Genomic DNA, 17534 nt, shown 5'->3' with positions numbered 1-17534 from the left:
GCAGGGTGGGGACATGGCCACCTACGAGGTCAACCAGGACGCCGTCGCCCACGCACGCCGGCTGATCGACGCTCGGCAGTACGTCCTCGACAGCGACTGGGGCGAGGTCCAGCCCCACGCGGAGGCGGAGAACGCCTACCTCGAGAAGCACCCCTTCGAGGACTACGCCGCATGGCACCTCGGCCTCACCGAGGGCGCGAACGACGGCACCAAGGCACGCCACGCGTTCGTGTACGGCGACCTGCGCCGGGTGCACCGCAGCGGCCTGATCGCGTGCGTCTACCGTGCCGCGGAGTGGCGGCACAAGAAGGTCGAGCTCGCGGCGCACGACCTGCTGCAGCGCCTCGACCAGATGGCCGGGATCGAGTAGGTCAGTGGGTCAGAGAGCGTTGTTGATGTCGTTCATCGAGTCCGACACGCTCACGTTGCTGCGGCCCCGTCCCTTGCCCTTGGCGTTGCGGCTGAAGTACATCAGCGGGCCGACCACCAGCGCGACCAGCGCTGTCAACCCCAGGCAGAACAGCAAGATCTGAACTCCGTCGGACATCCCGAACTCCCCTCGGACGTGGACCACCAGCGTAGAGGACCGCGGGGATCGTGGTCAGCGCGTCGCGAGCGCCGCCAACGCCGCGAGCGCTGCCGATCGGTCGGTGGCGTCGACCACCGTCCAGCCGTGCTCCGGCGCGAGGTCGAGCAGCTGCTGCCGCCCCTCGAGGACCAGCGGGTCGCCGCCGCGCTCCTCGATGATCCGCGAGATCACCGCGGTGACGGGTGTCTCGGTGCGCTGGTGCAGCCGATCGAGGAGGACGTCGGGCGCCACGTCGAGGACGACACCGACGTACGTCGCTCCCGCCTCGGCAGCGGCCGCCTCGAACCTCTCGGCCTGGCTCGGCGTGACGATGAGCTGGGGGAGGACCACGTCGCGACCGGTGCGCAGGTAGGCCGTCATCAGCGCGAGCGCGGTATGCCGAACGGCCTCGCCGGTGCCGACGAAGTCGTCCTCCCACCCCGACACCGACGACCGCAGGTCATCGATGTCGCAGACCAGCGTCCCGGGGTGGGCGGCTGCGTGCTCGCGGGCGAGCGTCGACTTGCCGACGCCCGAAGGACCGTTGAGGTGGAGGAGGGTCGGCACGCGGGGGAGGCTAACGGAGAGGGCGGGACCTCTGTGATATCTTGACGTCAAGATAATACTTGTCAGAAGTAAGGGTTGCCTGTCTTCCCGCCCCCGTGGGGGCGACGGCAAGATGGTGGTGAACCCGCGAACTCCCCGAGGAGATGTGGCTGATGGCCAGTCAGGACAGCTTCGGTGCCAAGGGCACCCTGGACGTGGACGGACAGTCCTACGAGATCTACCGCCTCGATGCGGTGAAGGGTGAGGGCCTCGACGTCGAGAGCTTGCCCTTCTCGCTGAAGGTGCTGCTGGAGAACCTGCTCCGCACCGAGGACGGCGCGGACATCACCGAGGACCACATCAAGGCGATCGCCGGCTGGGACGCGAGCGCCGCTCCCGACCAGGAGATCCAGTTCACGCCGGCGCGCGTGATCATGCAGGACTTCACCGGCGTGCCCTGCGTCGTCGACCTCGCCACCATGCGCGAGGCGATGGCCGAGCTCGGCGGCGACGCGACCAAGATCAACCCGCTCGCCCCGGCCGAGATGGTCATCGACCACTCGGTGATCGCCGACGTGTTCGGCTCCGCCGACGCGTTCGAGCGCAACGTCGAGATCGAGTACGAGCGCAACCGCGAGCGCTACCAGTTCCTGCGCTGGGGCCAGGGCGCGTTCGACGACTTCAAGGTCGTCCCGCCCGGCACCGGCATTGTGCACCAGGTCAACATCGAGCACCTCGCGCGCGTCGTGATGGTGCGCGACGGCGTGGCCTACCCCGACACCTGCGTCGGCACCGACTCCCACACCACGATGGTCAACGGCATCGGCGTGGTCGGCTGGGGCGTCGGCGGCATCGAGGCCGAGGCCGCGATGCTCGGCCAGCCGGTCTCCATGCTCATCCCGCGGGTGGTCGGCTTCAAGCTGTCCGGCGAGCTGCCTGCCGGCTCGACCGCGACCGACCTGGTGCTCACCATCACCGAGATGCTCCGCGAGCACGGCGTGGTCGGCAAGTTCGTCGAGTTCTACGGCGAGGGCGTCTCCGCGCTGCCGCTCGCCAACCGCGCCACGATCGGCAACATGAGCCCGGAGTTCGGCTCCACGATCGCCGTTTTCCCGATCGACGACCAGACCATCGACTACCTCCGCCTCACCGGCCGCACCGACGAGCAGCTCGCTCTCGTCGAGGCGTACGCCAAGGAGCAGGGGCTGTGGCACGACCCGAGCGCCGAGCCCCGCTACAGCGAGCGGCTCGAGCTCGACGTCTCCACCGTGGTGCCGTCGCTCGCCGGCCCGAAGCGTCCGCAGGACCGTGTCGAGGTCTCGGCCGCGAAGGACTCCTTCCGGGCGGCACTGAAGGACTACGTCGACGAGGGCGACAGCGACCCCGACGACGCCGCCAAGGCCTCGGGCTACGACGAGGCGGTCGAGGAGTCCTTCCCGGCCTCCGACTCGCCGAGCCACGAGGGCGGCAACGGCAAGCCCGTGCACGCCGACGCGCCGCACGACGCCGGTCGTCCGATGAAGAAGACGAAGATCTCGCTCGACGGCCAGGAGGTCGAGATCGACCACGGCGCCGTCGTGATCGCCGCGATCACCTCGTGCACCAACACCTCGAACCCGAGCGTGATGATCGGTGCCGCCCTGCTGGCCAAGAAGGCCGTCGAGAAGGGCCTGACCCGCAAGCCGTGGGTCAAGACCTCGCTCGCACCGGGCTCCAAGGTCGTCTCGGACTACTACGACCGCTCCGGCCTCACGCCGTACCTCGACAAGCTCGGCTTCAACCTCGTCGGCTACGGCTGCACGACCTGCATCGGCAACTCCGGCCCCCTCATCCCCGAGGTGTCCGCGGCCGTCAACGAGGCCGATCTGGCGGTCGTCTCGGTGCTGTCGGGCAACCGCAACTTCGAGGGCCGGATCAACCCCGACGTGAAGATGAACTACCTCGCGTCCCCGCCGCTCGTCGTGGCCTACGCCCTGGCCGGCTCCATGGACGTCGACCTGTTCGGCGACCCGCTGGGCCAGGACCAGGACGGCAACGACGTGTTCCTTGAGGACATCTGGCCGAGCCCGCAAGAGATCGAGGAGACGATCGCGAGCGCGATCACCTCCGACATGTTCGGCGAGTCCTACGCCGACGTCTTCAAGGGCGACGAGCGCTGGCAGTCGCTCCCCACCCCGGAGGGCAACACCTTCGAGTGGGACGAGGACTCGACCTACGTCCGCCGTCCTCCCTACTTCGACGGCATGCCCGACGAGCCGGAGGCGGTCACCGACATCGTCGGCGCCCGCGTGCTGCTCAAGCTGGGTGACTCGGTCACGACCGACCACATCAGCCCGGCCGGCGCGATCAAGAAGGACAGCCCGGCCGGCCACTACCTCGCCGAGCACGGCGTCGAGCAGCGCGACTTCAACTCCTACGGCTCGCGCCGCGGCAATCACGAGGTCATGATCCGCGGCACGTTCGCCAACATCCGCCTGCGCAACCAACTCGCGCCGGGCACCGAGGGCGGTGTGACCAAGGACTTCACGAAGGACGGCGAGGTCACCAGCGTCTACGAGGCGAGCGCGAGCTACCAGGAGGCCGGCACGCCGCTGGTCGTGCTCGCGGGCAAGGAGTACGGCTCGGGCTCGTCGCGCGACTGGGCGGCCAAGGGCACGGCCCTCCTGGGCGTCAAGGCCGTCATCGCCGAGTCCTACGAGCGCATCCACCGCTCGAACCTCATCGGCATGGGCGTCATCCCGCTGCAGTTCCCCGACGGCAAGACGGCTGACGACCTCGGCCTCACCGGCGCGGAGATCATCAGCATCAGCGGGATCACCGAGCTCAACGACGGCACGACCCCGAAGACCGTCACGGTCAAGGTCGAGCCCGCTCCCGGCACCGACATGGCGCACGGCGAGACGAGCGAGTTCGAGGCGACGGTCCGCATCGACACCCCGGGCGAGGCGAACTACTACCGCAACGGCGGGATCATGCAGTACGTCCTGCGCAACCTGCTGCGGGGCTGAGGCCTTGCGCGAGTTCCTCGAGCGCGCGGTGGCGGCCGTCGGCGACGACGGCCGCCTCCCGCTCGGCGGGATGGTCGACTGGGAGGTCTTCCCGTTCGACCGTGACGGCCTGCGGGTGCGTCCGCTGGTCGAGTACGCCGACCCGGAGCCCGACCGCCGCAAGCCTCCGGAGGAGTGCAAGACCTGTGTGGCGCTCGGTCGCGACGACCTGGTCCTGCACACCGGCGAGCGCCTGGCGGTGATCCGCCCGGCGCGCACGTCGCTGCCGTTCGTGGCCAACATCGTGTCCCGCACCCACGAGGTGCTCGACGACCTCGACGACGACGGGCACGTCGAGCTGGGCCGGCTGATCGGTCGCACCTACGGCGCCCTGCGCGCCCTCGACGGTGTCGGGAACGTGCACGTCAACAAGTGGGAGAACGGCACCGGCCACCTCTCGGTGACCCTGCTCGCCCGTCCCCTCGGCGTGCTCCAGCTGCGCGGCTCGAACCTGCCCGTCTGGGCGGACATGCTCCCGAACGTCCCGCAGGACGAGTACGACGCCCGCGCGGACGTCGTACGGGCTGCGCTGGCCTGAGGACTGCGCCGGTAGCCTGACGCGGTGAGCGACGCCGACCAGACGCCCGATCCCGCGCCGCACGCATCGCCTGACCTGCCGCCGAGCGAGTCGCCCGACCAGGCACCCGCCGCGATGTCGTACGAGCCGGCGCCCGTGGTCGAGGAGCAGCGCTCGAGCCGGCTGCCGCTCGTGCTGGCCACTGTCGGTGCCGTGCTGGTGCTCGGGGCGGCGCTGGCCGCACCGCTCGTCGACCAGGCACTGCGCGGCGAGGAGGAGGTGCAGCGGGCGCTCGACCTGACCCTGGTCGAGACGTGGGACATCACGGACCGTGCGCACACGACGGACGACGTGACCTATCCGCAGAACCCGCCGGCGGGTGGCGCGCACGCGCCGATCTGGCTCGACTGCGGCGTGTACGACGAGCCGGTGCGGGACGAGAACGCGGTCCACGACCTCGAGCACGGCACCGTGTGGATCACCCACGACCCCGATCTGTCCGCGGACGACGTCGAGGAGCTCGCCACACAGCTGCCCGACAACGGGATCATGTCGCCGCGCTCGGATCTGCCTTCACCGGTCGTCGTCACCGTCTGGGGTGCGCAGCTCCAGCTCGACGGGGCGGACGACGAACGGCTCGGGCTGTTCCTGGAGGAGTACGGCGACGGGCACACCGCGCCGGAGTTCGGGGTGAGCTGCCAGGGCGGCACCCCCGACCCCACCGGCGCGCTGCCGGGAGAAGGCGTCAACGCCTGAAACGAGACCGTGGAGGATCCGTGCCGGGATGCGGCTCGGATCCTCCACGATGTCGTCGGATCAGTGCTGCAGGAAGCTGAGCAGCGCCCGGTTGAACTCGTCGGCGTGGCTCACGTTGAAGCCGTGGGGCGCGTCCTGGACGACCACCAGCTCGGAGCCGGCGATCGCCTCGTGGGTGCGCTTGCCCGATCCCTCGAACGGGACCGTGGCGTCGCTGTCGCCGTGGATGACGAGCGTCGGGACGGTGACCTTGGCGAGGTCGTCGCGGAAGTCCGTCGTGCCGAAGGCCTCCATGCAGCCGAGCGCGGCCGTCTGGTCACTCTGGTGGCACAGGACGATCGCCTCCTGGCGTTGCTCCTCGGTGACCTTGAGCTCGCCCTTGGCGGAGAAGAAGTCCTGCGTGAAGCCGTCGAAGAAGGTCGTCCGGTCGGACTCCAGCCCCTTCGTCATCTCGGCAGCCGCCTCCTCGGTCAGCGGCCCGTCCGGGTTGTCGTCGGACTTCAGCAGGTAGGGCGGCACGGCGGCCGCGAAGACCACGGAGTGGATCCGGTCCTCGCCGTGGCGGGCGATGTAGCGAGCCACCTCGCCACCGCCCATCGAGAACCCGACGAGCGTCACGTCGGTCAGGTCGAGCTCCTTGAGCACGCCGTCGAGGTCGTCGGCGAGCGTGTCGTAGTCGTAGCCCTTGGAGGGCTTGTCGCTGCGACCGAAGCCGCGGCGGTCGTAGGCGACGACGCGGTGGCCGGCGGCGCTCAGCGGCCCGACCTGCTCGCTCCACGACTCACCGGACAGCGGCCATCCGTGGATGAGGACGACGGGACGGCCGGAGCCGCCGGAGTCCTCGACGTGGACCTTGGTGGAGCTCAGCAGGCCGGAGCTTGCGGTGACGTCAGGCACGCGGTGATCCCTTCATGGGGCCTCTTGTGGAGACCGTTCGACTGGTACTTCGACCGTAGGCACGCCGCCGGATGGGTCGTCCCACCCGCCGGGGTGGCCGTCCCGATAACCTCCCCACCATGCTCGCCGCCTTCTCGATCTCGCCCATGTCCAGCGACCCGACCGGGTCCGTCACCGAGGCCGTCGCCGAGGCCGTACGCGTCGTCCGTGCGTCCGGGCTGCCCCACGAGACCACCTCGATGTTCACCACGATCGAGGGGGAGTGGGACGAGGTGATGGCCGTCGTGAAGCAGGCCGTCGACGCGGTGGCCCAGGTGTCGCCGCGCGTCGGCCTCGTGCTCAAGGCCGACATCCGGCCGGGTTTCACGGGCCAGCTCACGGCCAAGGTCGAGCGCATCGAGCAGGCACTCGCCGAGGACTGATCGCTTCGGAGCGGGCTAGCGTGGCGCGCATGGACTCCGAGACGCGCACCTACCGCACCGGCGGCGAGGAGGTGGTGCTCGACCTGACGGAGGAGGCCGCCGACTTCGTGGCCGACCGCGGGGACGGGCTGCTGCACGTGTTCGTTCCCCACGCGACCGCGGGGCTGGCGATCATCGAGACCGGGGCAGGCTCCGACGACGACCTGCTCGCCGCCCTGGGCGACCTGCTGCCCGCCGACGACCGCTGGCGGCACCGCCACGGATCACCCGGCCACGGTCGCTCGCACGTGATGCCGGCGATCGTGCCGCCGCACTGCACCGTGCCGGTGCTCGCCGGTCGGCTGGCGCTCGGCACGTGGCAGAGCATCTGCCTGGTGGACCTCAACGTCGACAACGCCAGCCGCGAGGTTCGCTGGTCCTTCCTGGCGGGCTGACGCCGGTGGACCTGGCGAGAGCGACCCCGGCCGAACGGCGTACGCCCCTGCCCGGCGACGACCTCGTCGACGCCGACGTCGTGATGGACCGCGGCTTCGACGTGCCGGCCCCGCCCGACGTGGTGTGGCCGTGGCTGGTGCAGCTCGGCAAGCGGCGTGCGGGGTGGTACCTCCCGGTCTCCGTCGAGCGGTTCGTCCCGCCGTCGCGCCGGGCGCTGCGACGCCTCGAGCCGCGCTGGCTCGCGCACGACGTCGGCGACGTGATCCCCGACTGGGGCGGTGCCGACGCGACGTTCACGCTGGCCGGGATCGAGCACCCCCGCCACCTCCTCTACACCTCGCGGCGCGGCCGCACCGACCTGACCTGGTGCCTGCACCTGGCGCCTGTCGGGACGGGCGGCACGCGGGTCCACCTGAGGCTGCGGCTCGGGCCGGTGCGGCACCGGCGGCTCGCCGAGGCGGCAGGTGGACTGTTCGACGCGCTGTCGATCATCGGTCTCGCCGCGGGCCTGCGCGAGCGGGTGGCGGGCTAGCGTGGCGCCGGTGAGCGACCAGCCCTTCGAGGTCCGGGACGTCGAGCCCGGGGACGCCGACGTGGTGCTGGAGGTGATCCGGTCGGCCTTCGGTGCCGGCGGGTCCGCGCACGGGGACCAGGTCGCCGGCCTGTGGGCCGAGGTCCGCGCCGGGGAGCACCTGCTCGCCGAGCGCGTCGCCGTCGTCGACGGCGAGGTGGTCGGGCACGTCGGGGTGAGCCACTGCTGGCTGGACGCGCGCCGCGAGCTGGTGCCGATGGCCATGCTGTCGCCGCTGAGCACGGTGCCTGACCGGGAGCGTCAGGGGATCGGGAGCGCCCTGGTCGCGGCCGCGATCGAGGCGGGCCGCGACACGGGTCGGCCCGCGCTCGTCCTCGAGGGGAGCCCGACGTTCTACTCCACTCGCGGCTTCCGCCCGGCGTCGGACCACGGCATCGAGGCACCGACCGTGCGAGTGCCACCGCCGGCGTTCCAGGTCGTGGCGTACGCGCTCGAGGACTGGATGACCGGACGCGTGGTCTACCCGGAGGTGTGGTGGCGCCACGACTCGACGGGCATGCGCGACCCCGACCTCGCCGAGGTGGAGGCGGCTCTACGCCGCTGATCGAACAGATGTTCGATACACTGGACCGGTGTTCCCGACCCCACAACCCCGGCAGCGACCGACCCCGCCGCAGGGACACCGCGGCGTCGCGCCGCCCGGCTGGCCCCGCCAGGTGCGCCCGCCCGATGCCCCCGACTGGGAGGCGACCGCGGCCGGCTGGCTGCTCGACCTGTGCCCGCCCGACTACCGGCGCTTCCCGGGCCTGCGCCGCCACGTGGTGGTCCTCGCGAGGTTCGCCGTGCTCCACGTCGAGGCCCAGCAGCTCGCGACCAGGCGCGGGCTGAGCGAGATCCGCGGCGACCTGAGGGACGTCGCCGACGAGGCCGTGGTGACCGCTGCGGTCCAGACCTTCCAGCTCGAGGACGCGCGCCTGCTCGCCGTACGCCGTGAGGTGGGCCTGGTCGAGGAGGCGCTGCGCGGGCGCCGCTACCGCGTCCGGATGTGAGGTCTGGCTAGGGTCGACGGATGCCCGAGCCCGCCCCCGTCCGCACCGACTTCGTCCAGGTCACGCTGGTCGACCCGCGCGGGCGCGTGCTGATGCAGGAGCGCGACGAGCACGCGCCGGTGTGGCCGGAGATGTGGTGCTTCCCGGGTGGCGGGCTCGAGGACGGTGAGGAGCCCGTCGTCGGTGCTGTGCGTGAGCTGGCCGAGGAGTCCGGAGTCGAGCTCGCCCCCGAGGACCTCGCCGACCTCGGCCGCTTCGAGCTGGTCACCGCAGACCGCGGCACCTTCTACTTCCACGCCTTCGTCGCGCGCACGGCGCTGCGCGAGGTCGAGTGCCACGAGGGCCGCCAGATGGTGTTCGTCGACTCCGACCCCCTGCCCGATGTCGACCTCGTGCCGTCCACGGCGCTCGTCGCACCGGTGCTGCGCCAGTGGATCGCGGACCACCCGTTCGTCCCGGACCCGGGCGCCCGCACCTTCGCCAGCATCGTGCTGGTCGACCGCGAGGGCCGCATCCTGCTGCAGGAGCGCGACGAGCACGCGCCGATCGACCCGGAGTCGTGGGGCCTCGCCGGCGGCCACGTCGAGCCCGGCGAGGACTTCGAGCCGGCGGCCTACCGCGAGCTCGAGGAGGAGACCGGCCTACGCCTCACGCCTGGAACCCTCGCGCTCTTCGGGGAGTTCGTCGTCGACCACACGCGGGCGCACGGCACGTGGGACCGGATGCAGGTGTTCGTGGCGGCCACCGACCTCACCGACGCCGACATCGACTGCCGCGAGGGCCGGCAGATCGTGTTCGTCGAGCCCGACGTCGCCCGCGGCCTCGACCTGACCTCCGCTGCCGCCGACGTCCTGCCCGCCTTCCTCGACAGTCCCCTGTACGCCAGCATGGCGCCATGACCACCTCGACCTCGCTCACCGTCCATCCCGTTCCGTCGATGGGCGCGGAGGACGTGCTCGTCGGGCCCGACGGCACCGTCTGGACCGGCACCGAGGACGGCGCCATCTGGGCGATCGACCCGACCGACGGGAGCACGCGACGCGTCGCCGACACTGACGGCCGTCCCCTCGGCCTCGAGCTGCTGCCCGACGGGCGGCTGCTGGTCTGTGACGCGAGGAGGGGCCTGCTCGCGGTCGAACCAGTGTCGAGGGCGGTCGAGGTGCTGCTCGACCGGATCGAGGGCGAGCCGATGCGCTTCTGCAACAACGCGGCGGTGGCGTCCGACGGCACCATCTGGTTCAGCGACTCCTCGCGCCACTACGGCATCGAGCGGTGGAAGGACGACTTCCTCCAGGACACCCGGTCGGGTCGGCTGGCCCGCCGCGACCCCGACGGCACCGTCACCGTCCTCGTCGACGGGCTCGCGTTCGCCAACGGGGTCGCGCTCGCCGAGGACGGATCCTTCGTCTGCGTGGCCGAGACCCGGGCCCGCACCGTCGTACGCCTCTGGCTCACCGGTGAGCGGGCGGGGGAGCAGGACCACCTCGTCACCGACCTCCCCGGCTACCCCGACAACATCAGCCGCGGCAGCGACGGCCTCGTGTGGGTGACCATCGGGAGCCCGTACGACCCCGTCGTGGAGCGGATCGGGGCGGCGCCGCTCGCGGTGCGCAGGCTCGCCACCAGGATCCCCGAGCGGCTCCAGCCGGCGCCGAAGCGCACCATCCGCGCGCAGGCGTACGACGCCGACGGGAGGCTCGTGCACGACGTCGACGTCGACCACTCCGGCTTCCACATGGTCACCGGGGTCCGCGAGCACGAGGGCCGGGTGTGGCTGGGCAGCCTCCACGAGGCTGCGGTGGCCGTCCACGAACTGCCATGAAATAGACTCGGTCGACATGGCACTCCTCGACTCGATCTCTTCCCCGCGCGACCTCCGCGGGCTGTCCGAGGGGCAGCTGGACGAGCTGGCCGCCGAGATCCGCGACCTGATGATCCGCACCGTCGCGACCAACACCGGGCACCTCGGCCCCAACCTCGGCGTGGTCGAGCTGACGCTGGCGATCCACCGCGTCTTCGACTCCCCGCACGACCGCGTCGTGTTCGACACGGGCCACCAGTCCTACGTGCACAAGCTCGTCACCGGGCGTCACGCCAGCTTCGACACGCTCCGCAAGGAGGGCGGCGTCAGCGGCTACCCCAGCCAGGCCGAGTCCGAGCACGACATCGTCGAGAACTCGCACGCCAGCACCTCGCTGTCGTACGCCGACGGGCTTGCGAAGGCGTACGCCATCAAGGGCGAGGACCGCCACGTCGTCGCCGTGATCGGGGACGGCGCACTGACCGGGGGGATGGCCTGGGAGGCGCTCAACAACATCGCGATCGCGAGGTCGAGCCGACTGGTGATCGTCGTGAACGACAACGAGCGGTCCTACACGCCGACGATCGGCGGGCTCGCGACCGCGCTGACAGCGCTGCGCACGAATCCGCGCTACGAGCAGGTGCTCGACCTCGTGAAGAAGCGCCTCAACGCCGTGCCCGGCGTCGGGCACGCGGCCTACGACGCGCTCCACGCGGTGAAGAAGGGCATGAAGGACGCCCTCGCCCCGCAGGGCCTCTTCGAGGACCTGGGCCTGAAGTACGTCGGCCCCGTCGACGGCCACGACCGCGCAGCCATGGAGCAGGCGCTGGCGCAGGCCAAGCGCTTCGGCGGCCCGGTCATCGTGCACGCCATCACCCGCAAGGGACAGGGGTACGACCCCGCGCTGCGCCACGAGGCCGACCAGTTCCACGCGCCCGGTCCGTTCGACGTGCAGACCGGCGCCGAGAAGCCCAAGGGCAAGATCTGGACCGACCACTTCTCCGAGGCGATCGTCGAGCTCGGCGAGCGCCGCGAGGACGTCGTGGCGATCACCGCGGCGATGATGCACCCGGTGGGCCTCGACGTGTTCGCCGAGAAGTTCCCCGAGCGCACCTTCGACGTCGGCATCGCCGAGCAGCACGCGGTCACGTCCGCCGCCGGCCTTGCGATGGGTGGGATGCACCCGGTCTTCGCCGTCTACGCGACCTTCCTCAACCGTGCCTTCGACCAGGTCCTGATGGACGTCGCGCTGCACAGGTGCGGCGTCACCTTCGTGCTCGACCGCTCCGGCGTCACCGGCGACGACGGCGCGAGCCACAACGGCATGTGGGACATGTCGATCCTCCAGGTGGTGCCCGGCCTGCGCCTCGCCGCGCCGCGCGACGTCACCCGGCTGCGCGAGCTGCTCGACGAGGCCGTCCAGGTCGACGACGCGCCGACGGTCGTCCGCTTCCCGAAGGGCCCGCCCCCTGCCGACGTGCCCGCGATCGACCGGGCCGGCGGCGCCGACGTGCTCGTGCGCGAGGGCGACCGCGACGTGCTCGTCGTCGCCGTGGGCTCGATGGCCACGACCGCGGTCGAGGTCGCCTCGCGGTTGACCGACCAGGGCATCGGCGTGACCGTCGTCGACCCGCGCTGGGTCAAGCCGGTCGACCCCGCGGTCGTCGAGCTGGCACGCCAGCACCGGCTCGTCGTCAGCATCGAGGACAACGGCCGCGTCGGCGGGTGCGGAGCCGTGCTGCTCCAGACCCTCAACGACGCCGGTGTCCACACGCCGTTCCGCCTCCACGGGATCCCGCAGGAGTTCCTCGACCACGCCAAGCGCGACGCGATCCTCGCCCGCATCGGCCTCGACGCCCAGACGCTCGCGCGCCAGATCGTCGAGGACGTCACCGCCCTCGACGATGAGCCGCGCTCGGCGTCCGTGGGCTGACGCAGCCGACGTGACCGAGCACCGGACGTGACTCGCGGGTAGGCCGGGAGCCGGTCTACGTTGCCGGGATGAGCGTCTTCCGCACCAAGTCAGTCGAGCAGTCGATCGCCGAGACGGAGGAGCCGGAGCACCGGCTGAAGAAGAACCTCGGGGCCCTCGACCTCACCATCTTCGGGGTCGGCGTGATCATCGGCGCCGGCATCTTCGTCTACACGGGGCTGGTGGCCGCGACCAACGCCGGACCGGCCATCGCCCTGTCGTTCCTGATCGCCGGCCTCGCCTGCGCGCTCGCCGCGCTCTGCTACGCCGAGTTCGCCTCGACGGTGCCGGTCGCCGGCAGCGCGTACACGTTCTCCTACGCCACCTTCGGCGAGCTGGTCGCCTGGATCATCGGCTGGGACCTCGTGCTCGAGTTCACCGTCGGTGCGTCCGCGCTTGCCGCCGGGTTCTCGGGCTACCTGCAGAACGTCCTCGAGGGCACGCCCCTGGAGATCCCGGCGTCCCTGGCATCGGCCGGCGACGGGATCGTCAACCTGCCCGCTGTGGTCATCTCGCTGCTGGTGGCGGCCGTGCTGATCGGTGGCATCAAGCTCTCCAGCCGGATCAACCAGGTGATCGTCGCGATCAAGCTCGGCGTGGTCGGGCTCGTCATCGTGATGGGGATCGGCTACATCAAGGTCGCCAACTACACGCCGTTCATCCCGCCGAGCCAGCCGACCGGCGGCGCGGAGGGTGGCTTCTGGAAGTCGCCGCTCATCAGCTCGATCTTCGGCCTCGAGCCCGCGGTCTTCGGCATCGGCGGCGTCATCGCGGGCGCGGCGATCGTCTTCTTCGCGTTCATCGGCTTCGACGTCGTCGCGACCACCGCCGAGGAGACGAAGAACCCCCAGCGCGACGTCCCGATCGGCATCCTCGGGTCGCTGGCGATCGTCACCGTCCTCTACATCGCCGTGTGCCTGGTCATCACCGGGATGCAGTCCTACGACACGATCGACCCCAGTGACCCGGCTCCGCTCGCCACGGCCTTCGACAAGGCTGGCGTCGAGTGGATCGGCAACATCATCGCCGTCGGGGCGACCATCGGGCTGACGGTCGTCGTGCTGATCCTGATGATGGGGCAGACCCGCGTCGCCTTCGCGATGGCCCGCGACGGCCTGCTGCCGACCTCGCTCGCCAAGGTGCACCCGACCTTCGGGACGCCCTACCGGCTGACGGCGATCACCGGCATCGGCGTCGCGCTGCTGTCGGGCTTCGTCGACTTCGCCACCCTCGGTGACCTCGTCAGCATCGGCACCCTCTTCGCGTTCGTCCTCGTGAGCGTCGGCGTGCTCGTGCTGCGGCGTACGCGCCCGGACCTGCCACGCGCCTTCCGTACGCCGGCCGTGCCCGTCGTCGCGACGCTCTCGGTCCTGCTGTGCTTCTACCTGATGCTCAACCTGATCGGCGAGACCTGGGTCCGCTTCATGGTGTGGATGCTGATCGGCCTGGCCGTCTACTTCCTCTACGGCCGCTCGCACAGCCGCCTCGGTCGCGGGGAGTACGACAAGCACATCCCCGCGAGCACCTCGGCGGTCGAGTAGCCGAGCGAGGAACGAGCGAGGCGTATCGAGACCCGTCCCTTTCGGATGGGGTCTCGATACGCCGCTCGCTGCGCTCGCGAGCTACTCGACCATCAACGGGTTGCCGATCAGTGGAAGCGGCGCCCCGTCGCCTTCTCCGAGATCCCGGCGACGTCGAGCATGAAGGTCAGCCCGCCGTTCCAGAAGGAGAACCCGGCTCCGGTGATCATCGCCAGGTCGATGTCCTGCGGCGCGGCGACGACACCCTCGTCGAGCATCAGGCGGGCCTCCTCGGCCAGCCCGGCGAGCGTCTTCTCGCGGACCTCCTCGGCCGTCAGCACGACGGGCGACTCCGGCTTCTCGAGCATCGCCTCGACCTCGGGGTCGAGGGCACCGTCCGGGCCGTAGTAGGCACCCTTGCGCGCCGCCACGATCCGCTCGAGGGCGGGGGAGACGTAGAAGCGGTCGGGGAACGCGCCCTTCAGCGTCTCGTTGTTGTGCAGCGCGATGGCCGGACCGACCAGCGAGAGCAGGACGAACGGCGGCATCGGCGCGATCCCGGCGAAGGCGTTGTCGGCGACCTGCACCGGAGTGCCCTCGTCGACGATGCGGCCGACCTCGCTCATGAAGCGGCCGAGGAGGCGGTTCACGATGAAGGACGGGCTGTCCTTCACGAGGATGGAGGTCTTCTTCAGCGCCTTGCCGGTGGCGAACGCCGTCGCGAGCGTCGCGTCGTCGGTGGCGTCACCGCGGACGATCTCCAGCAGCGGCATGACCGCGACCGGGTTGAAGAAGTGGAAGCCGACGACCCGCTCGGGGTGCTCGAGGTCGGCTGCCATCTCGGTGATCGACAGCGACGAGGTGTTCGTCGCGAGCACGCACTCGGGCGACACGACCTTCTCCACGTCGGCGAAGACCGTCTTCTTGACCGACATCTCCTCGAAGACGGCCTCGATGACGAAGTCGGCGTCGCCGAAGGCGCCCTGCTTGTCGGTCGCACCGGACACCAGCGCCTTGTGGCGGTTGGCCTTGTCCTGGTTGATCCGGCCCTTGGCGAGCAGCTTGTCGATCTCGGCGTGCACGTAGGCCACGCCCTTGTCGGCCCGCTCCTGGTCGAGGTCGGTGAGCACGACCGGGACCTCGAGACGGCGTACGAAGAGCAGCGCGAGCTGGCTCGCCATCAGGCCGGCCCCCACGATGCCCACCTTGGTCACCGGCCGGGCGAGCGACGTGTCGGGTGCACCTGCGGGACGCTTGGCCCGCTTCTGGACCAGGTCGAAGGAGTAGAGCGAGGCAAGCAGCTCGGCCGTCTGCGACAGCGCGTGGAGGGCGTCGTCCTCGGCCGCGAAGCCTGCATTCCGGTCGGTGTCGCGGGCCGCGGCGATCAGCTCGACGGCCTTCTTCGCCGCAGGCGAGCCGCCACCGGTCTTCGCAGCGACGATGCCCTCGGCGCGGGCGATCGCGGCGTCCCAGGCGCCGCGGTCGACCTCAGCGCGCTCGACGACCACGTCGCCGCGCACCACGGAGGCCGCCCAGAGCAGGGACTGCTCGAGGTAGTCGGCTCCGCCGAAGACGGCGTCGGCCAGCCCGAAGTCGTACGCCGCCTGCCCACCGAGCGTCTTGCCCTGGTTGAGCGGGTTCTCGAGGATCAGCGTCACCGCCTTGTCGGCGCCGACGAGGTTCGGCACCAGCCACGCGCCACCCCAGCCGGGGACCAGGCCGAGCATGACCTCGGGCAGGCCCAGCGCAGGAGCGGAGTCCATGACCGTGCGGTAGGTGCAGTGCAGCGCGACCTCGAGGCCACCGCCGAGGGCGAGGCCGTTGACGAAGCCGAACGACGGCTTGCCACCGTCGGTGAGCTTGCGGAACACCGCGTGCCCGAGCTCGGCCACGACGCGCACGGCATCGGGACCGCCTCCCTGGATCGAGGTGAGGTCGGCACCGGCGGCCAGGATGAACGGCTTCCCGGTCACCGCGATCGCGTCGACCGAGTCGTCAGCCAGCGCGGCGTCGATCGCCGTGTTGAGCGACAGGAGCCCGGCCGGGCCGAACGTGTTGGGCTTGGTGTGGTCCTCGCCGTTGTCGAGGGTGATCAGCCCGATCGTCACGCCGGGGAGGCTGACCCGGCGCAGGTGGGCCTGCGTCACGCGCTCGGCGTCGGAGACGATCGCCTCGGCGCGCTCGAAGATGTCGTTCACTTGTCTTCTCCAGTCCAGTGCGGGTTCTCCCAGATGACGGTGCCGCCCATGCCGATGCCGATGCACATGGTGGTGAGGCCGTAGCGGACCTCGGGCCGCTCCTCGAACTGGCGCGCCAGCTGGTTCATCAGGCGTACGCCGGACGAGGCCAGCGGGTGGCCCATCGCGATCGCACCGCCGTAGGGGTTCACGCGCTCGTCGTCGTCGGCGATGCCGTAGTGCTCGAGGAACGCCAGGACCTGGACGGCGAACGCCTCGTTGACCTCGAAGGCCTCGATGTCGTCGATCGTCAGTCCGGCCAGGCGCAGCGCCTTCTCGGTCGCGGGGATCGGTCCGGCGCCCATCACCTCGGGCTCGACGCCGACGAAGGCGTAGGTCACCAGGCGCATCTTCACCGGGAGGCCGAGCTCGCGCGCGGTCTCCTCGTCGGCGAGCAGCGCGGCGGTGGCGCCGTCGTTGATGCCGGCGGCGTTGCCCGCGGTCACGTTGCCGTGCGAGCGGAACGGCGTCTTGAGCCCGGCGAGCGACTCCATCGTCGTCTCGGGACGCATCGGCTCGTCGAGCGTGGCCAGGCCCCAGCCCGCCTCGGCGGAGCGGGTGGCGACCGGGACGAGGTCGGGCTGGATCTTGCCCGCGTCGTAGGCAGCCTTGGTCTTCTGCTGGCTGCGGACGGCGTACGCGTCCACGCGCTGCTTGGTGATCGTGGGGTAGCGGTCGTGGAGGTTCTCCGCGGTCTTGCCCATCACGAGCGCGTCCGGGTTGACGATCCGCTCGGACAGGATCCGCGGGTTGGGGTCGACGCCCTCGCCCATCGGGTGGCGGCCCATGTGCTCGACGCCGCCGGCGATGGCGACGTCGTACGCCCCGAAGGCGATGCCCGACGCGACGTTGGTGACCGCGGTCATCGCGCCCGCGCACATGCGGTCGATCGAGTAGCCGGGGACGCTCTGCGGCAGGCCGGAGAGCAGTGCGGCGGTGCGGCCGAGGGTCAGGCCCTGGTCGCCGATCTGGGTCGTGGCCGCGAGGGCGACCTCGTCCACGCGCTCGGGGGGCAGCGACGGGTTGCGTCGCATGAGGTCGGTGATGCACTTGATGACGAGGTCGTCGGCACGCGTCTCGGCGTACTGGCCCTTGGCCTTGCCGAACGGGGTGCGCACGCCGTCGACGAAGACGACCTCACGCTGGACCCTGTTGGATGGGTTTGCGGACACGGGTGCTCCTGCATCTCGGGGACTCGGGTGGCGCCACGTTACCCCTCAGTAACAACGCCTGCC

General features: G+C 70.8%; 18 protein-coding genes. 13 read left to right on the top strand and 5 right to left on the bottom strand.

Going from position 1 to position 17534, the window contains the following annotated elements; all coding sequences use genetic code 11:
- Positions 1-13 precede the first annotated feature (13 nt).
- Positions 14-370, top strand: coding sequence for a hypothetical protein (locus EUA06_RS10935; protein WP_129475467.1), 357 nt, complete (start codon positions 14-16; stop codon positions 368-370).
- A 9-nt stretch (positions 371-379) separates the two neighbouring features.
- On the opposite strand, the gene EUA06_RS22425 is transcribed toward EUA06_RS10935, so the two are convergent.
- Both EUA06_RS22425 and EUA06_RS10930 read right to left on the bottom strand, forming a co-directional pair.
- Positions 380-547: a hypothetical protein gene (locus EUA06_RS22425; protein ID WP_165354348.1), complete on the bottom strand. Its 168-nt coding sequence runs from the start codon at positions 545-547 to the stop codon at positions 380-382.
- Positions 548-601: 54 nt separating this feature from the next.
- A complete protein-coding gene (locus EUA06_RS10930) occupies positions 602-1135 on the bottom strand; it encodes an AAA family ATPase (protein ID WP_165354347.1) in 534 nt (177 codons plus the stop codon).
- Between the two features lie 152 nt (positions 1136-1287).
- Here EUA06_RS10930 and EUA06_RS10925 point away from each other — a divergent pair, with 152 nt between their 5' ends.
- Genes EUA06_RS10925 through EUA06_RS10915 form a run of 3 tightly spaced genes read left to right on the top strand, consistent with a single transcriptional unit; the run spans position 1288 to position 5434 of the window.
- Entirely contained in the window at positions 1288-4122 is a 2835-nt protein-coding gene (locus tag EUA06_RS10925; protein ID WP_129475463.1) for an aconitate hydratase, read from the top strand.
- Between the two features lie 4 nt (positions 4123-4126).
- Positions 4127-4699 carry a hypothetical protein gene (locus EUA06_RS10920; protein ID WP_129475461.1) on the top strand — a complete coding sequence of 191 codons (573 nt, stop codon included), beginning with the start codon at positions 4127-4129 and terminating at the stop codon, positions 4697-4699.
- A 24-nt stretch (positions 4700-4723) separates the two neighbouring features.
- Positions 4724-5434 carry a DUF3105 domain-containing protein gene (locus EUA06_RS10915; protein WP_129475459.1) on the top strand — a complete coding sequence of 237 codons (711 nt, stop codon included), beginning with the start codon at positions 4724-4726 and terminating at the stop codon, positions 5432-5434.
- Between the two features lie 60 nt (positions 5435-5494).
- On the opposite strand, the gene EUA06_RS10910 is transcribed toward EUA06_RS10915, so the two are convergent.
- The gene (locus EUA06_RS10910) at positions 5495-6331 is read right to left on the bottom strand and encodes an alpha/beta fold hydrolase (protein ID WP_129475458.1); all 837 of its coding nucleotides are present in this window, start codon (positions 6329-6331) and stop codon (positions 5495-5497) included.
- 119 nt (positions 6332-6450) lie between these two features.
- Between EUA06_RS10910 and EUA06_RS10905 the strand changes: the two genes are divergently transcribed.
- From EUA06_RS10905 to EUA06_RS10865, 9 genes are all read left to right on the top strand, one after another.
- Positions 6451-6753, top strand: a complete 303-nt coding sequence (locus EUA06_RS10905) for a thiamine-binding protein (RefSeq protein WP_129475456.1) — start codon at positions 6451-6453, stop codon at positions 6751-6753.
- Between the two features lie 29 nt (positions 6754-6782).
- Positions 6783-7187, top strand: coding sequence for a YjbQ family protein (locus tag EUA06_RS10900; protein WP_207208308.1), 405 nt, complete (start codon positions 6783-6785; stop codon positions 7185-7187).
- A gap of 5 nt (positions 7188-7192) precedes the next feature.
- On the top strand, positions 7193-7720 hold the full coding sequence (locus EUA06_RS10895) for a hypothetical protein (RefSeq protein WP_129475452.1): 528 nt from the start codon (positions 7193-7195) through the stop codon (positions 7718-7720).
- Between the two features lie 10 nt (positions 7721-7730).
- Positions 7731-8324, top strand: a complete 594-nt coding sequence (locus tag EUA06_RS10890) for a GNAT family N-acetyltransferase (protein ID WP_165354346.1) — start codon at positions 7731-7733, stop codon at positions 8322-8324.
- Positions 8325-8352: 28 nt separating this feature from the next.
- Positions 8353-8769 carry a hypothetical protein gene (locus EUA06_RS10885; protein ID WP_207208307.1) on the top strand — a complete coding sequence of 139 codons (417 nt, stop codon included), beginning with the start codon at positions 8353-8355 and terminating at the stop codon, positions 8767-8769.
- 20 nt (positions 8770-8789) lie between these two features.
- On the top strand, positions 8790-9668 hold the full coding sequence (locus tag EUA06_RS23005) for an NUDIX domain-containing protein (protein ID WP_129475448.1): 879 nt from the start codon (positions 8790-8792) through the stop codon (positions 9666-9668).
- Positions 9665-10591, top strand: coding sequence for an SMP-30/gluconolactonase/LRE family protein (locus EUA06_RS10875; RefSeq protein ID WP_129475446.1), 927 nt, complete (start codon positions 9665-9667; stop codon positions 10589-10591). Before EUA06_RS23005 ends, EUA06_RS10875 begins: the two co-directional genes overlap by 4 nt.
- A gap of 16 nt (positions 10592-10607) precedes the next feature.
- Positions 10608-12503, top strand: a complete 1896-nt coding sequence (gene dxs, locus EUA06_RS10870) for a 1-deoxy-D-xylulose-5-phosphate synthase (protein ID WP_129475444.1) — start codon at positions 10608-10610, stop codon at positions 12501-12503.
- Between the two features lie 68 nt (positions 12504-12571).
- Positions 12572-14083 carry an amino acid permease gene (locus tag EUA06_RS10865; RefSeq protein WP_129475442.1) on the top strand — a complete coding sequence of 504 codons (1512 nt, stop codon included), beginning with the start codon at positions 12572-12574 and terminating at the stop codon, positions 14081-14083.
- A gap of 107 nt (positions 14084-14190) precedes the next feature.
- Here the strand turns inward: EUA06_RS10865 and EUA06_RS10860 are convergent, their stop codons facing one another.
- A complete protein-coding gene (locus tag EUA06_RS10860) occupies positions 14191-16260 on the bottom strand; it encodes a 3-hydroxyacyl-CoA dehydrogenase NAD-binding domain-containing protein (protein ID WP_129475440.1) in 2070 nt (689 codons plus the stop codon).
- Entirely contained in the window at positions 16257-17471 is a 1215-nt protein-coding gene (locus tag EUA06_RS10855) for a thiolase family protein (protein WP_129475438.1), read from the bottom strand. The genes EUA06_RS10860 and EUA06_RS10855 overlap by 4 nt, the downstream gene beginning before the upstream one ends.
- Positions 17472-17534: the final 63 nt, after the last annotated feature.

The organism is Nocardioides glacieisoli (assembly GCF_004137245.1).
Taxonomy (GTDB): Bacteria; Actinomycetota; Actinomycetes; order Propionibacteriales; family Nocardioidaceae; genus Nocardioides; species Nocardioides glacieisoli.
This window is presented reverse-complemented; position numbering and strand designations above follow the sequence as displayed.

Coding starts and splice junctions, on each gene's coding strand:
- EUA06_RS10875 (WP_129475446.1), top strand. CDS start 9,665: ATGACCACCTCGACCTCGCTCACCGTCCATCCCGTTCCGTCGATGGGC.
- EUA06_RS10935 (WP_129475467.1), top strand. CDS start 14: ATGGCCACCTACGAGGTCAACCAGGACGCCGTCGCCCACGCACGCCGG.
- EUA06_RS22425 (WP_165354348.1), bottom strand. CDS start 547: ATGTCCGACGGAGTTCAGATCTTGCTGTTCTGCCTGGGGTTGACAGCG.
- EUA06_RS10865 (WP_129475442.1), top strand. CDS start 12,572: ATGAGCGTCTTCCGCACCAAGTCAGTCGAGCAGTCGATCGCCGAGACG.
- EUA06_RS10925 (WP_129475463.1), top strand. CDS start 1,288: ATGGCCAGTCAGGACAGCTTCGGTGCCAAGGGCACCCTGGACGTGGAC.
- EUA06_RS23005 (WP_129475448.1), top strand. CDS start 8,790: ATGCCCGAGCCCGCCCCCGTCCGCACCGACTTCGTCCAGGTCACGCTG.
- EUA06_RS10905 (WP_129475456.1), top strand. CDS start 6,451: ATGCTCGCCGCCTTCTCGATCTCGCCCATGTCCAGCGACCCGACCGGG.
- dxs (WP_129475444.1), top strand. CDS start 10,608: ATGGCACTCCTCGACTCGATCTCTTCCCCGCGCGACCTCCGCGGGCTG.
- EUA06_RS10900 (WP_207208308.1), top strand. CDS start 6,783: ATGGACTCCGAGACGCGCACCTACCGCACCGGCGGCGAGGAGGTGGTG.